Annotated in this window: 12 protein-coding genes and 4 pseudogenes; 5 read left to right on the top strand and 11 right to left on the bottom strand. The window is 38.4% G+C overall.

Translation table 11 applies throughout. The features are described from left to right. Positions 1-86: 86 nt before the first annotated feature. The 11 genes and pseudogenes from clpA to nrdD all read right to left on the bottom strand — a co-directional run bounded on the left by clpA (position 87) and on the right by nrdD (position 11,099). Entirely contained in the window at positions 87-2,348 is a 2,262-nt protein-coding gene (gene clpA, locus ACLKMH_RS08655; RefSeq protein ID WP_413701632.1) for an ATP-dependent Clp protease ATP-binding subunit ClpA, read from the bottom strand. 28 nt (positions 2,349-2,376) lie between these two features. After that, positions 2,377-2,691 (bottom strand): annotated as a pseudogene (gene clpS / locus ACLKMH_RS08650) (ATP-dependent Clp protease adapter ClpS); the annotation flags it as partial. Between the two features lie 169 nt (positions 2,692-2,860). Next, a pseudogene (locus ACLKMH_RS08645) lies at positions 2,861-3,806 on the bottom strand (chemotaxis protein CheV). Positions 3,807-4,239: 433 nt separating this feature from the next. After that, a pseudogene (gene ggt / locus ACLKMH_RS08640) lies at positions 4,240-5,780 on the bottom strand (gamma-glutamyltransferase). Next, positions 5,731-5,985: a hypothetical protein gene (locus tag ACLKMH_RS08635; protein ID WP_413701631.1), complete on the bottom strand. Its 255-nt coding sequence runs from the start codon at positions 5,983-5,985 to the stop codon at positions 5,731-5,733. Before ACLKMH_RS08635 ends, ggt begins: the two are co-directional and overlap by 50 nt. A 255-nt stretch (positions 5,986-6,240) precedes the next feature. Next, complete coding sequence (locus tag ACLKMH_RS08630) at positions 6,241-6,381, bottom strand: hypothetical protein (RefSeq protein WP_413701630.1); 141 nt, start codon at positions 6,379-6,381, stop codon at positions 6,241-6,243. Then, positions 6,381-7,085: an MFS transporter gene (locus tag ACLKMH_RS08625; RefSeq protein ID WP_413701629.1), complete on the bottom strand. Its 705-nt coding sequence runs from the start codon at positions 7,083-7,085 to the stop codon at positions 6,381-6,383. Before ACLKMH_RS08625 ends, ACLKMH_RS08630 begins: the two co-directional genes overlap by 1 nt. Next, positions 7,033-7,458 carry a hypothetical protein gene (locus ACLKMH_RS08620; protein ID WP_413701628.1) on the bottom strand — a complete coding sequence of 142 codons (426 nt, stop codon included), beginning with the start codon at positions 7,456-7,458 and terminating at the stop codon, positions 7,033-7,035. The genes ACLKMH_RS08625 and ACLKMH_RS08620 overlap by 53 nt, the downstream gene beginning before the upstream one ends. Before the next feature lie 118 nt (positions 7,459-7,576). Continuing rightward, a pseudogene (locus ACLKMH_RS08615) lies at positions 7,577-8,483 on the bottom strand (LysR substrate-binding domain-containing protein). 94 nt (positions 8,484-8,577) lie between these two features. After that, complete coding sequence (gene nrdG, locus ACLKMH_RS08610; protein WP_413701627.1) at positions 8,578-9,051, bottom strand: anaerobic ribonucleoside-triphosphate reductase-activating protein; 474 nt, start codon at positions 9,049-9,051, stop codon at positions 8,578-8,580. Then, positions 9,051-11,099, bottom strand: coding sequence for an anaerobic ribonucleoside-triphosphate reductase (gene nrdD, locus ACLKMH_RS08605; RefSeq protein ID WP_413702292.1), 2,049 nt, complete (start codon positions 11,097-11,099; stop codon positions 9,051-9,053). The genes nrdG and nrdD overlap by 1 nt, the downstream gene beginning before the upstream one ends. A gap of 440 nt (positions 11,100-11,539) precedes the next feature. On the opposite strand from nrdD, the gene rsxA reads away from it, so the two are divergent. From rsxA to ACLKMH_RS08580, 5 genes are read left to right on the top strand one after another with little or no spacing between them, the layout of a single operon-like run. After that, a complete protein-coding gene (gene rsxA, locus ACLKMH_RS08600; protein ID WP_413701626.1) occupies positions 11,540-12,118 on the top strand; it encodes an electron transport complex subunit RsxA in 579 nt (192 codons plus the stop codon). Next, the gene (gene rsxB / locus ACLKMH_RS08595; RefSeq protein ID WP_413701625.1) at positions 12,115-12,672 is read left to right on the top strand and encodes an electron transport complex subunit RsxB; all 558 of its coding nucleotides are present in this window, start codon (positions 12,115-12,117) and stop codon (positions 12,670-12,672) included. The genes rsxA and rsxB overlap by 4 nt, the downstream gene beginning before the upstream one ends. Before the next feature lies 1 nt (position 12,673). Further along, positions 12,674-14,452 (top strand): electron transport complex subunit RsxC, encoded by a 1,779-nt coding sequence (rsxC, locus tag ACLKMH_RS08590; protein WP_413701624.1) that lies wholly within the window; start codon positions 12,674-12,676, stop codon positions 14,450-14,452. Then, positions 14,433-14,585: a hypothetical protein gene (locus ACLKMH_RS08585; protein WP_413701623.1), complete on the top strand. Its 153-nt coding sequence runs from the start codon at positions 14,433-14,435 to the stop codon at positions 14,583-14,585. The genes rsxC and ACLKMH_RS08585 overlap by 20 nt, the downstream gene beginning before the upstream one ends. A gap of 29 nt (positions 14,586-14,614) precedes the next feature. Beyond that, the gene (locus tag ACLKMH_RS08580) at positions 14,615-14,908 is read left to right on the top strand and encodes a hypothetical protein (RefSeq protein WP_413701622.1); all 294 of its coding nucleotides are present in this window, start codon (positions 14,615-14,617) and stop codon (positions 14,906-14,908) included. Positions 14,909-14,920: the final 12 nt, after the last annotated feature.

The raw sequence follows: 14,920 nt of genomic DNA, 5'->3' as shown, positions 1-14,920 counted from the left end.
GCCTTTAACCTTTCCAGCCTTCCAGCTTTAAGCCTTCAAGCCTTTAACCTTTCCAGCCTTCCAGCTTCAAGCCTTCAAGCCTTACATCATTCACTCATCGCCATAGTTTGCGCATATTTAAATTCAACAGCTTCGCCTGACTTATCAAGATCAACGGTGACACTGCCACCACTTTGCAATTGCCCAAATAAAATTTCATTAGCTAATGGCTTTTTCAGCTTATCTTGGATCAAGCGCCCCATTGGTCTTGCACCCATTGCTTTATCATAACCATGTTCAGCTAACCATTTACGAGCCTTATCACTTACTTCTAACGATACTTGTTTTTTATCTAGCTGTGCCTGTAATTGCACAATAAACTTATCAACAACTTGGTAAATAACATCCATGCTTAAATGATCAAACCAAATAACATTATCGAGACGATTTCTAAACTCTGGTGAAAATAGCTTTTTAATCTCATCCATGACTTTATGAGAATCCTGTCGCTCCTTAAAGCCAATGTCGCTTTTAGTTGTTTCACGTACACCCGCATTAGTTGTCATTACTAACACCACGTTTCTAAAGTCAGCTTTACGTCCATTGTTATCCGTTAAGGTGCCATGATCCATCACCTGTAATAAGATGTTATAAATATCACTGTGCGCTTTTTCAATTTCATCTAACAATAAAACAGCATAGGGATGCTTGATCACCGCATCGGTTAATAAACCGGCTTGCTCATGGCCAACATAACCAGGAGGTGCGCCGATTAAACGAGAAACCGTGTGTTTTTCCATGTATTCAGACATATCAAAACGTAATAACTCGATGCCCATTGCTTTGGCAAGTTGTTGTGTAACTTCGGTTTTACCAACACCCGTCGGCCCTGCAAATAAAAATGAGCCAATAGGTTTAAACTCATCGGATAATCCAGAACGGTTTAGATGGATGGCACCAGTTAAATGATCGATCGCCTCATCCTGTCCAAACACAGTCATTTTCAAACGCTCAGGTAATTTAGCAAGTTGATCTTTATCGGAACTACTCACTGAGTTCTTAGGAATGCGTGCAATTTTAGCGATAATATTTTCAATTTCTATCACACCAATGGTTTTTTTACGCTTGCTTAAAGGTAACAGACGCATTTGGGAACCGGCTTCATCAATAACATCAATCGCTTTATCGGGAAGGTGTCTATCATTAATGTATTTTGCACTTAATTCAGCGATGACTTGCAATGCTTTTTGAGTATAACGGATATTATGATGCGCCTCATAACGAGAACGTAATCCAACTAAAATTTGCTCCGTTTCTTTAATCGAAGGCTCAAGCACATCAATTTTTTGGAAACGACGTGCAAGCGCATGTTCTTTCTCAAAAATTTGCCCAAACTCTTTATAGGTTGTCGAACCAATACAGCGTAATTTACCGCTACTTAACAAAGGTTTTAACAGGTTAGCCGCATCAAGTTGCCCACCTGTTGCCGCACCAGCACCAATAATCGTATGGATTTCATCAATAAATAAAATGGCATTGTCTTGTTTACCAAGTTTAGTTAACACGGTTTTAAAACGTTGCTCAAATTCTCCTCGATATTTGGTACCCGCAAGTAAAGCCCCCATATCTAAGGAATAAATAATATTATCTTCAATCACATCGGGAACATCATTATTCACAATACGATATGCTAAGCCTTCAGCAATAGCTGTTTTACCTACACCAGCTTCCCCTACTAAAAGAGGATTATTTTTACGGCGACGACATAATATTTGTACGCAACGTTCAACTTCTTTATCTCGTCCAATTAAAGGATCGATTTCTCCTGCTTCAACCTGTTCATTGAGATTCACAGTAAATTGCATTTCATCTTTAGGCTCCGTAGCCTGCTCAACTTGCTCTTGCTCATTAAAAATAGCGGGAGGAACATCCGCTGATTTACTGATACCATGGGAGATATAGTTAACCACATCTAAACGTGAAAGATTGGCTTTTTTAAGCAGATATACAGCCTGAGACTCCTGCTCACTGAACATAGCGACTAATACGCTTCCCGCAGAGACTTCAGTGCGTCCAGAGGATTGAACATGGAAAATAGCACGTTGTAAAACACGCTCGAAGGCAATGGTGGGTTGAATTTCTATTTTTTGCGTTTGAACATCTGGCACTGCGGGGGTATTTTCTAAATAGGCCAGTATATCGACATGCAAGGAAACCATGTCAACTGAGCAAGCATTTAATAATACTTTTATCTCTTCATTTTCAAGTAGTGCAAGGAGGAGGTGCTCAACAGTCATAAATTCATGCGATTTTTCAAAGGCAAAACGAAAGGCTAAATCTAAACTATTTTCTAAGGCTTTATCTAACATATAGACCCCTTACTGGGTTGGTTTCAATTCACGACTCTTTTTCCATTGAGCAACGTAATGGATGCTCATTTTGTTTCGCGTAATTCATCACTTGCATTACTTTAGTTTCAGCAATCTCTGCACTAAAGGTGCCACAGACTCCAACGTCTTTATAATGAACACTTAACATAACTTCTGTTGCTTTTTCAGAATCTAAACGGAAAAAACGCTGTAATACATCAATAACAAAGTCCATCGGCGTATAATCATCATTATGTAGTAACACATTATACAAAGGTGGTGGTACTAATCTTGTTTCTACCCGTTCAATAGTGGCCGAATCATTCTCTGTTTGTGGGGTATTTTTTCACTCATCTTTTAGTCTAGTCTTATTATTAAAGTTATGGAAAATATCTCATTCTAACTCTCAATCAAAAACATTAACAAAGATAAGAATTAGAAATATGGTTAAATAATAATAACTAAAGCAATCGATAAACAACAGACTTAAATAAACAACATTAATATCTTATTTATTTGACACCTAATTTAATTTTTAGTTGCTCCTGCACCACCTCAACCAATTTATCAGGCTGAAATTTTGAAAGCAATGCATTACAACCCACTTTTTCAACCATTGCCTGATTGAAACTTCCACTTAAAGAAGTATTTAATACAATATGTAAATCAGCCATGGCGGGATCAGCACGCACCTCAGAAGTCAATTTGTAACCGTCCATAATCGGCATTTCAGCGTCAGTAATTAACATCAAAATTTCATTCTTAACGACTTTTCTTTCGCTAATCCAGCCTTTTAAAATATTTAATGCCTGTAAACCATTTTCCGCTGAAATTATTTCTACCCCTAATTGTGATAACGTTGCTTGCACTTGTTTACGTGCCGTTGAGGAATCATCCGCATGTAAAATTTTAACGCCAGCAAATTTGTCAGCGATAGCGGTATCAACAACACCTTCAGAAATAGTAATATCGTAATCAATGATTTCAGCTAATACTTTTTCAACATCAATAATTTCTACAATTTCTTCCCTATCCCCTTTTTTAGGTGAGCTATCGCCGTTAAATAATGGTGGCGACCAACACTTGCAGGGGAGGCATTATTTCCTTCCAGGTCATATTAACGATATGATCTACCTTACCAACTAGAAATCCCTGCACTGTGCGGTTGTATTCTGTAATAATTAAATTACATTCTTCATCAACCGGAATAGGTTTCAACCCTATTGCTTCGCGAAGATTAATCACAGGAATGGATTCCCCGCGTATGATCGCAATACCCGAGACTTTAGGGTGTGCATTAGGCATTTTATTTAAAGCGGGTAATTTCACCACTTCCTTTACTTTAAAAACATTAATCGCAAAGAATTGACGTCCTTGCAAATGAAAAAGTAAAAGTTCTAATCTATTTTCACCAACTAAGTTAGTACGCTGATCAACGCTATTAAGAAGACTTGCCATTGATTTTTTCCTACCTGATATATGTTTATCACTGGTGTTTATAGTTAGATATTAGTTCGAGTCTGTATAAAAGCTAGTACTACTGGCTGTTTAATTACTGAAGTTATATCTATATTGTGAACAAAAACCATTTACATTAATAACAATCAACAGGTGGTTAATTTATCAATATGTTCTGTTAAATAAAAAGGATCACCGAAGTGATCCTTTTTTATTTAACCTCAGTTCTGGATAATGGAAGCGAAATAACATTAAACTTCAATAGCTTAAAAAATATATCATACAGTGCTGTTAGTTTTGCGTAGTTCAAGGCGAATCATCGAAGCAATAACGGGTTATTGGGAGATGATTTAACGCAGAAATACGCGTAAATAACAGTACTGTATCGTTTTGCTTATCCAGAACTGAGGTTATTTAACAACAATTAATGAGACTAATCTCCACGGGCGATTCCTTCACGGCGAGGATCTGCCCCACCAATCAATTTATTATCTTTAAATAATATCGCATGAATTCCCGAGTTAAGATCTCGTATGCTCACTTTAAACCCCATTGCTTCTAATTCATCTTTAAAATGTATAGCATTAGTACCCTTTTCAAGATCATAGGTGCCAAAACGATTCACTAAATGTGGTAAATCGATGGCTTGCTGAATATCCATCCCCCAATCAAGATGAGCAATTAAAGTAGATGCCACGTAACCAATAATGCGAGAACCTCCTGGCGAACCAACGGCTAAGTATGGTTTACCATCTTTCATAACAATACTAGGAGACATCGATGAGCGAGGACGTTTTCCAGGTTCAACACGGTTAGCAATCGGGTAACCATCTTTATAGGAAGCAAATGAAAAGTCAGTTAATTCGTTATTCAGTAAAAAGCCATTGCTCATCACGCGTGAACCAAAACCGTTTTCTACGGTACTGGTCAATGAAATCACATTGCCTTGTTTATCTGCAATCACTACATGTGTTGTAGAAGGCAGTTCCAATGACTCATCATCAGCTAAAGCAATCGCCCCCTCCCATGGTGGCTCACCAGCAGACACATCAGTCAGTGCTTTCCCTGGTTGAATTAATTTTGCACGCTCAGCGAGATAAGTAGGATCTAATAACCCTTGTGGCATCGGCACAAAATCAGAATCGGCCATATATCGACCTCGATCAGCGAAGGCAAGCCTGGATGCATCACCTATAATTTGCCATGCTTGGGCACTATCGGCGCCCATTTTTTTCAGATCAAAGTGATTAGCAATACCTAAAATTTGTCCAACTGTTAATGCGCCAGAGCTGGGAGGTCCCATGCCACAGACATCATATTGATGATAGGGTGCACAAACTGCTTCACGCTCAATAACTTTATAGGTTAAGAAATCCTGCATCGCTAATACACCAGGATTATCTTCAATATTATTCACTTTATTAACGATATCCTGTGCTATTTTACCACGATAAAAGCGACCTCCCCTTGGGTTGCAATCGTTTCTAAGGATTGTGCATAAAGGGTATTTTTCAATAAGCTTCCCTCTACTAAAGGTTCACCATTTTCATTAAAAAAGTAATCCTTGGTATCTGCATAGCGAGATAATTTATCTTTATCATTGTCAATTGCTGAAGCAAGCCTTTCAGAGACATGAAATCCATTAGTGGCAAGCTGTTGCGCTGGTTTAAATAAGCTACCCCACTCCTGAGAACCATACTTTTCATGCATCGTAGCTAATAATTTAACTGTGCCGGGTGTACCAACTGAACGGCCACCAACCACAGCATCGTAAAACTTAAGTGGTTTACCATTTTTATCCTGAAATAACTCTGGTTTAGCGACGAGTGGTGCCGTTTCTCTTGCATCAAAGGAGGTTAGTTTTTTATTTTTAGCATCGTAATAAACTAAAAAGCCACCGCCACCTAAACCAGAAGATTGTGGTTCAACAAGTCCCAAAACAGTTTGTACAGCAATTAAGGCATCCGCAAGCATTACCGCCATTTTTTAATACTTCATAACCTGCTTGCACAGCTAAAGGGTTGGCGGCAACTACCATATAGTCATTAGCAACAACACTTTGCTTTTGTTGATATGCCGAGCTCATTTCGGGAGCCACTGAGTCGGCCTCTTGAGATGCGGAAATTGCATTATATGAGAGAAGGCCCATTGCAGTAGCTAATAGTGATTTTTTATACATAAATATCCTATTTTTCAAATCTGAATCAACGAGTTAAAGCTATATTAAAATTACTTTAACGGTTTATTAAATATGTTATCTGGTAGCAATGTGAGTTTTAATATGATGAACTTAAATTATTGAAATAAATACTTTTTATCTAATCAATAAAAGAACACACTAAATCATAATAAAATGTGAATCATTTTGTTTTGACTCACATTCAATATTTAGGGATAGCTTGAAAAGAAAAAGTTAGCTATTGATAGGAGTTTATTAAATATATTTTGCACGTTTAGAACGCATTAACACTAATGAGAATAAAGCAATTAAGAGCGGTACAAAAGATACCCAAAGTACAATATTCCATCCATAGATACTAAGGATGCCACCCGATGAAAAAGAACCAATCGCCATTAAGCCAAAAATAATAAAGTCATTAAGAGATTGTACTCTATTTTTTCTTCAGGTTTGTGACATTCCAATACCATCGCAGAAGCTCCTAGAAATCCAAAGTTCCAACCTATTCCTAGTAAGGTTAAAAGCATCCAGAAATGAGAAACATCTTCACCTACAAAACCAATGACAGCAGAAATACCTGACAGGCTCAGACCTATTATAGAAATACGTGTCGCACCAAAACGGGTAATCAATTTACCGGTGAAAAAACTCGGTAAATACATCGCAATCACATGCCATTGCATGCCTAAATTAGCTGATTCTTGGCTATGCCCGTGCATATGCATCGCTAGTGGCGCAGAGGTCATTAGAAAATTCATCACCATATAAGAAGCGGCACCACAAATAACAGCCGCAATAAAGTGGGGTTGTAAGGCAATTTCCGCTAAATCTCGTCCGCCTTTCATCTCTTGTTGAGTTGGTTTAGGCGAGTGCACACCCAATAAAATAAGTCCTGCAATAGCGGCAACAGTGGCCTGTGCAACAAAAGTGGCGACAAACATTTTATCTGTCCAAAGGTGCATAGTATGTGTCACCAATTGAGGGCCAATGACACCAGCGAATATGCCCCCCGCCATCACTAACGACAAGGCTTGAGCACGCTTATCTTCAGGTAAACCATCTGTAGCGACAGAAACGAAAAGTAAGTGTAACTGCCGCATAAGCGCCACCAAAAAAAGTAGACAAGCAATATAACCCAAAAGAGCCGGTTAACAGCGCGATTACAGCTAAAACTCCAGTTAAAATACCTGAGCCTGTCCCAACCATAAATGCACTTCGTCGGCCATACTTCCTTGCTAATTCTCCAACAGGGAAAACACAAGCGACCATGCCCACAACAAAAATAGAAATAGGCAAGGTGGCAAGTAAAGGAGTTGGCGCTAACATGCTACCTACAATCGCCCCGGTAGCAAATACCACAACGGAATTAGCACCAGATAATGCTTGAGCTAAAGTTAATCGCCATAAATTAGAGCGGTGGGATTTTTCATTGTTCGGAGGTGATTCTGAAACGGATTGAGTTTGGTTAGACATTATTGTTTACCTTTAGGGATTATTTTTGTAACAGAAGTCTAATCAGGTACTTTTACTTAGACAACTCATATAATCTTTAAACTGATGATAGAAAATCTTTATAGTGAATTACCATTTTCTACGACTTCAGAAAAAGCCACTCTCGAAAAGCTTTTATTGTACCGATTGCGGTACTTTCTGGTCGATAAACAACATAATAAGCGAGCGGAGAATCAAATTGAATATCCGGAAATAATCGAAGCAAACGCCCAGTAGCTAGGTCATCTTTTACCATCACACTTCGTGCCAAGGCAATTCCTTGTCCATCAATGGCAGACTGTAAAACAGAAGCTGAGTTATTAATTTGAATATTTGAAGCAGTCATAGTATCTAATATTCCCGCCTTTTTTAACCAAGCATCCCAAGTAGGGAAACCAGTTTGACCATCTAAAGACAAATCATGGATAAAGGTTTTGCAAAGTAAATCATTAGGTTCAATATGATTTTTTTGGGTGGCAAATAGATGAGGAGAGCAAACAGGGTAAACCTCTTCTTGCATCAGTTTTTCGGCAATTAGACCAGGCCAACTACCTTGCCCATAACGCACACCAATATCAATTTTTTGGACAGCAAAATCCACTGTTTTTAAATTAGTATCTAATCTAACATTTGTTTCTGGACAAATTTTTTGGAATCTTTCCAATCTAGGCAATAACCATTTAGCAAGCAAAGGCAGGGCTAACGGAGACCGTTAACACATCACTTAAACTGCTTTCCTGAAGTCGATCTAACCCCATGACAAGTTTATCAAAACCCTCACGAATATCTGGCAATGCATTTTCAGCAGTTTGCGTAGGAATAAGGCGTACTTTACCACTAGTCATTCGATGAAAAAGTGGCGCATCAAGCCACTCTTCTAATGAACGAACCAATTGGCCAACTGTCGCCGGTGTGACATTTAATTCAGAGGTCGCTGCAGAAAAGCTCTGATGACGCGCACTACTTTCAAAGGCGCGAAGTGCATTTAGGTGTACAGGTGATTTCATATCAATAACGTTTTTCTTTAATGTGAAAACACATTATCCCGTTTATGATAGAAAGTAAATCAACAGACAGAAGTATAGGAAGCAGGAAGTAAGGCTAGTCTTGCGCTTTTAAATAATGAATAATCTGATTTGAACTGCCACGCCATTGCAACGATGGATCAACCAGATCTTGTTCAAACTTACCATCAATAAACACATCAACAAAGGCAATCACCTCTTTTTGTGCATTGCTTAATTCAGTTAATGTGTAACCAGACCAAAGCCAGATGTCTTTATTATCACACTCATTCACCACGCGTTTTATCAACTTTAAAACGGCAGTTAAATTCTTAGGGTGGAGCGGATCACCTCCTGACAGAGATAATCCTTTTTTGCGGACTCTTGTATCATTAAGATCTTTAATGATGGCGTCTTCTAGTTCTTGAGTAAATATATGCCCTGCATCGGTGCGCCATGTTTTTTGATTATAACAACCCGGGCAGGCATGTTCGCAACCACTTACAAACAAGGTACAACGTGTGCCAACACCATTTACCACATCAATCGGATGATAAGCACTGTAATACATTATAAATGTTTCACTCTGCGTTTTACTTCTTCTTGCTTGCCCTCGTTGAAAGGTCTTGAATCTGGACTACCTAAGTAACCACAAACTCGACGAGTAACCGCTACTTTTTCAGGATCAGAATTACCACAACTAGGACAAGTAAAACCTTTGCTTGTACATTCAAACTCACCGTGGAAACCACATTCATAACATTCGTCGATAGGTGTATTGGTGCCGTAATAAGGAACACGTGAATAACTGTAATCCCAAACATCTTCTAAAGCTTGCAGATTGTTTTGCATATTTGGATATTCGCCATAACAGATAAATCCACCGCTCGCTATTTCTGGATATGGCATTTCAAAATCAAGCTTATCATAGGGATTAGCTTGTTTTTCAACGTCTAAATGAAAGCTGTTAGTGTAATAGCCTTTATCCGTCACACCTTCTAATACACCAAATTGTTTAGTATCTAAGCGACAGAATCGATCACATAAATTTTCTGACGGCGTTGAATATAAGCTAAAGGCATAACCCGATTCTTTTGCCCAAACTTCCGTTGCGACTTTCAAATGTTGAATCATTTTAAGGGCTTTTTGTTGTTTTTCTGTATTTTCAAAAAGATGCCCCTGAGCACCATAAAGCGCATTAATCGCTTCGTGTAAACCGATGTAACCTAATGAAATAGAAGCACGACCGTTTTTAAATATATCCGCAACACAATCATTTGCTTTAAGTCGAACACCACATGCCCCTTCCATATATAAAATAGGCGCTACACTCGCTTTAACTTCTGAAAGCCGTTCGATACGTGTATCTAATGCTTTTTTAGCCATCAATAATCGTTTATCAAGTAACTCATAAAATAGTTTTTCATTTCCATCGGATTCTAAAGCGATTCGAGGTAAGTTAAGACTCACAACACCGAGGTTATTTCGACCATCATGAATAAGTTCATCATTTTCTTGATAAGCGCCAAGGAAACTACGGCACCCCATTGGGGTTTTAAAAGAGCCAGTGATATCAACCACTTTATCAAAGTTCAAAATATCAGGATACATACGCTTAGAAGCACATTCTAAAGCTTGCTGTTTAATATCGTAATTTTGATCTTCTGGTTTATGGTTAATACCATCTTTAATAGCAAAAACTAATTTAGGGAAAATGGCTGTTTTACGGTTTTTACCGAGTCCAGCAAGGCGAATTTTGAAAATAGATTGTTGAATTAGACGCGCTTCCCACGAGGTGCCTAAACCAAAACCAAAGGTAACAAAGGGTGTTTGTCCGTTTGCAGTGTGTAAGGTATTTACTTCATATTCTAAGGATTGAAAAGCGTTATAACATTCTTTTTCTGTCTGTTCATCAGCGTACGCTTGAGGCTCATTAATTCCCCATTTCTTAGCCGTCGCAAGGTGCTTTTGGTAACTCTTAGAAACATAAGGAGCAAGTGTTGTATCAATGCCATTAATGGTTGTTCCACCATAAATATGGCTCGCTACTTGAGCAATAATTTGTGCACAAACTGCGGTCGCTGTTGAAATAGATTTTGGCTCTTCTATTTCAGCGTTACCCATTTTAAAACCATCGGTAAACATACCTTTGATATCAATGAGCATACAGTTAAACATTGGGAAAAACGGCGCATAATCAAGATCATGATAATGGATTTCACCTTTATCATGAGCGCGAACCACGTCGCGAGGTAGTATATAAGATTTAGCGTAATGCTTAGCAACGATACCCGCTAATAAATCGCGCTGAGTAGGGATCACTTTGCCATCTTTATTAGCGTTTTCATTTAATAATGACGCGTTACTTTGTTCGATTAAGCCATCAATCTCACTATTTAGATGACTTTTACGCTCACGAGCTAAGTCTCTGTCATGGCGGTATTCAATATAAACACGTGCTAATTCAAGATGTCCTTTCTTCATTAAATAGTGTTCAACTTTTTGTTGAATCTCATGAATATCGACTTCAAATTGATCTTTCAGGTCATTTTCTACTTCATTTGCAATGGCAAATGCATCAACGCCTTTGCGACGTGCGACTCCCGAAGCTTTTAATATTGCTTCTGCAATACGTTGAGTATTAAAGGGGCTTGGCTACCGTCGCGCTTAATAACAACCGTTTTCATAATTGGCTCCGAAAAGAAAAATGACAAAGAACAAAATAAACAACACTATATATAGTGGGAAGGCACTATACATAACACTATATATATGCATTTTGATATGAATCAATTTTAATTCGGGGTGCTTATTTTGTGATTAAAAAGATGCGACACAAATCAATTAAAGATAAAAATAATATCGAAACAAAAATTTTAAAATGATTAATATTGCACTTAAAGACTCTTTTGATTAATAAATTGTATGCTTTACAGAAAAATATTCTGTTCACAAAAAACATTCTTTGTGTTGTTATTATTAGAGTCGTTGTTTGCTATACTCGCGCGCAATATGCATTTTTCAAAAATCCCCTATTCAGCTAGTGGAATTATTATTTTATGAGCGATTATTTTTTACTGTTTTTTGGCACCGTTTTAGTCAATAACTTTGTGTTAGTTAAATTTTTAGGTTTATGCCCTTTTATGGGTGTTTCCAACAAAATTGAAACGGCCGTTGGCATGTCATTTGCGACAACTTTTGTACTAACACTCACAGCGGCACTTTCGTATATTGTTAATAACTTTATATTAGTACCGTTAGATCTTGTGTACCTGCAAACGCTTAGCTTTATTCTTGTGATTGCCGTGGTTGTGCAATTTACTGAAATGGTCATGCACAAAACAAGCCCGACTTTATATCGCTTATTAGGTATCTTTTTACCTTTGATCACCACCAACTGTGCCATTTTAGGATTAGCATTACTCAACATTAATGAAAACCATGATTTTGTTGAATCTATTGTTTATGGTTTTTCAGCGGGTATTGGTTTCTCCTTAGTATTAATTTTGTTTTCATCAATGCGTGAGCGTTTAGTCGCTTCTGATGTGCCACTGCCTTTTAAAGGGTCAGCAATTGCGATGATCACCGCTGGTTTAATGTCATTAGCCTTTATGGGATTTACGGGGTTAATTAAATGATCATCAATATCATTATTGCCGTTATTACCTTAGCTGTTTTAGGTGCTATTTTTGGGGCTTTGTTAGGTTATTCATCTATTCGTTTTAAAGTAAAATCGGATCCGATTGTCGAAGAATTGGATGCGATTTTGCCACAGACCCAATGTGGTCAATGTGGTTATCCTGGCTGTAAGCCTTATGCCCAGGCCATTGCTAATGGTGATGATATTAATAAATGCCCACCTGGTGGCGATGCGGTAATGCGTCAATTAGCAGATAGAATGGGTATCGAACCAAAAGCATTAGAAGGCGAAGAAAAGCCAAAATTGATTGCATTTATTCGCGAAGATGAATGTATCGGCTGTACCAAATGTATTCAAGCCTGCCCTGTGGATGCGATAATGGGCGCAACTCGACAAATGCACACAGTGATCAGCAACGAATGTACTGGCTGTGAGTTATGTGTTGCCCCTTGCCCAACCGATTGTATTGATATGTTACCGATCGAAATCACTACCAAAAACTGGCAGTGGAACCAACAACGCATCCCTACACAAATTAACACCGAGCTTTAGTATGACAGATAATTTTAACCTATTAACCGACGATCAGTTAGACGCTATTTCTTCGGGAAAGTTATGGACTTTTCATGGTGGTATTCATCCTCCAGGAAATAAACTTCAGAGTAATCAGGAAACGATAAGTGATGCGGGTATTCCTGCTACCTTAGTGATTCCAGTTGAATATAAAGGTCAAATCCCTGATTTATTAGTTAAAGTCGGTGACTTAGTGTTAAAAGGGCAAGCACTTAGTAAAGTATCAAAAACACTGGTTGCAAAACATGCCAGCAGTTCAGGTACGGTTATTGCGATTGAAAAACGTTGTGATTTACACCCGTCGGGGTTGAGTGTGTTATCTGTAGTGATTCAAACTGATGGTTTAGATCGCTCGATCGAATATATAAAACCCGAGGATTATAAAACTCAATCACCAGTTGAATTGGTAGAAAAGATCCAGCAGGCCGGTATTCTTGGTTTAGGTGGTGCAGGTTTTCCAAGTCATCTCAAGTTATCATCACAAAACGACATCAAACTGCTATTAATCAATGGTGCAGAGTGTGAACCTTATATCACTGCCGATGATCGCTTAATGCAAGAACAAGCCTTTGAAATATTGGAAGGTATTAATGTTCTTGAGCATATTTTAAAGCCCCAATTAACAGTTATTGCGGTCGAAGATAATAAACCAGAGGCAATTAAAAGTTTACAAGAAGCTCTGAGTCATAATGCGCATAAAGATAAAATTATATTACGCATCATTCCTACGGTTTATCCATCAGGAAGTGAAAAACAATTAATTGAGATTATTACCGGTCAACAAACGCCCTATGGCAAACACCCTAATGCCCTTGGTATTGTGATGCAAAATGTGGGCACTGTTTTTGCGATTAAGCAGGCGATTATCGATGCAAAACCTTTAACCTCAAGAATTGTTACCCTCACCGGCGACTCATTAAAGCAATGTAGCAATGTCAGCGTGCGTATTGGTACTCCAATTCAATATTTACTAGATAGATATTGGGTAGATTCGATGGCATTACACGAGATCATTATCGGCGGTCCTATGATGGGTTATACCATCAAAAATACCGCTGCGCCTGTGACCAAAACCTGTAATTGTATTCTTGCCCCAACTATTCAGGAAATGCCACCAGCACAGCCTGAAATGCCTTGTATTCGTTGTTCTGAATGTGCAGAGGCATGTCCTGCAAACTTATTACCACAGCAGTTATTATGGTATTCAAAAAGTCAGGATCATGACAAGTTAGAAGCCTATAACTTGCAAGCTTGTATTGAATGTGGCGCCTGTGCTTATGTCTGCCCTAGCCATATTCCTTTAGTTGAATATTATCGTGTCTCTAAGGCTGAAATTTATACCGCTAAAACGGAAGCTAAAAAAGCTGAAATAGCACGAATTCGCCATGAAAAACGCGCCTTACGTTTAGAGCAAGCAAAATTAGAAAGACAGGCTAAACATAAAGAAGCGACTGAAAAACGTAAAGCACAATTAAAAGATAAAAATGGCGGTGATGATTTAATTGCAATTGCATTAGCACGCGCTAAAGCTAAAAAATCTGCAAATCAGCAAACAACAGAGCCAGCAGAAGAATCTAAACCAGCAAGTAAAAACAGTGCAGTTGCGTACGCTATTGCACGTGCTAAAGCAAAAAAACAAGCACAACAACAAAACACTGAAACTGCTGATACACAGAATACTAATAATAGTTCTGAAACAGAATCAGCCACGAGCGATCCTAAAAAAGCGGCTGGTTGCGGTGACTATTGCTCGCGCTAAAGCAAAGAAACAAGCACAACAAAAAAATACTGAAACTTCTGATACACAGGATACTGAAAAAGATCCTCAATCAGAATCAACAGCAGTTGATCCTAAAAAAGCGACTCGTTGCGCTGACCATTGCACGTGCTAAGGCTAAGAAAAAAGCACAGCAACAAGGCAGTGAAAATTCTGATATACAGGATGCTAAAAACAGTTCTGAAACAGAATCAGCAACAAGCGATCCTAAAAAAGCGAAGAGTTGCAGTCGCTATTGCCCGTGCTAAAGCCAAAAAACAAGAAAAAGAACAACAACTAACAGAGCCTGATAATAGCGAAGTTATTGCACTACGTAAGCAACGCAAAGAACAAGCTCGTATTCGCAAGCAAGAGAAGCATGAATCCTTTTCCGCAGACAGAAAAAGCGGATGCCAGCGAACAAACAGAAAATCAGGCCCCTTCAGCGGCTTGAAATAAAAAAAGCTAAAA

The organism is Psychromonas sp. KJ10-10 (assembly GCF_047323245.1).
Classification (GTDB): domain Bacteria; phylum Pseudomonadota; class Gammaproteobacteria; order Enterobacterales; family Psychromonadaceae; genus Psychromonas.
The sequence above is the reverse complement of the archived record's forward strand: the minus strand, read 5'-3'. Positions and strand labels throughout refer to the sequence as shown.

Coding starts and splice junctions, on each gene's coding strand:
- clpA (WP_413701632.1), bottom strand. CDS start 2,348: ATGTTAGATAAAGCCTTAGAAAATAGTTTAGATTTAGCCTTTCGTTTT.
- ACLKMH_RS08635 (WP_413701631.1), bottom strand. CDS start 5,985: ATGTATAAAAAATCACTATTAGCTACTGCAATGGGCCTTCTCTCATAT.
- ACLKMH_RS08630 (WP_413701630.1), bottom strand. CDS start 6,381: ATGGCGATTGGTTCTTTTTCATCGGGTGGCATCCTTAGTATCTATGGA.
- ACLKMH_RS08625 (WP_413701629.1), bottom strand. CDS start 7,085: ATGCGGCAGTTACACTTACTTTTCGTTTCTGTCGCTACAGATGGTTTA.
- ACLKMH_RS08620 (WP_413701628.1), bottom strand. CDS start 7,458: ATGTCTAACCAAACTCAATCCGTTTCAGAATCACCTCCGAACAATGAA.
- nrdG (WP_413701627.1), bottom strand. CDS start 9,051: ATGTATTACAGTGCTTATCATCCGATTGATGTGGTAAATGGTGTTGGC.
- rsxA (WP_413701626.1), top strand. CDS start 11,540: ATGAGCGATTATTTTTTACTGTTTTTTGGCACCGTTTTAGTCAATAAC.
- rsxB (WP_413701625.1), top strand. CDS start 12,115: ATGATCATCAATATCATTATTGCCGTTATTACCTTAGCTGTTTTAGGT.
- rsxC (WP_413701624.1), top strand. CDS start 12,674: ATGACAGATAATTTTAACCTATTAACCGACGATCAGTTAGACGCTATT.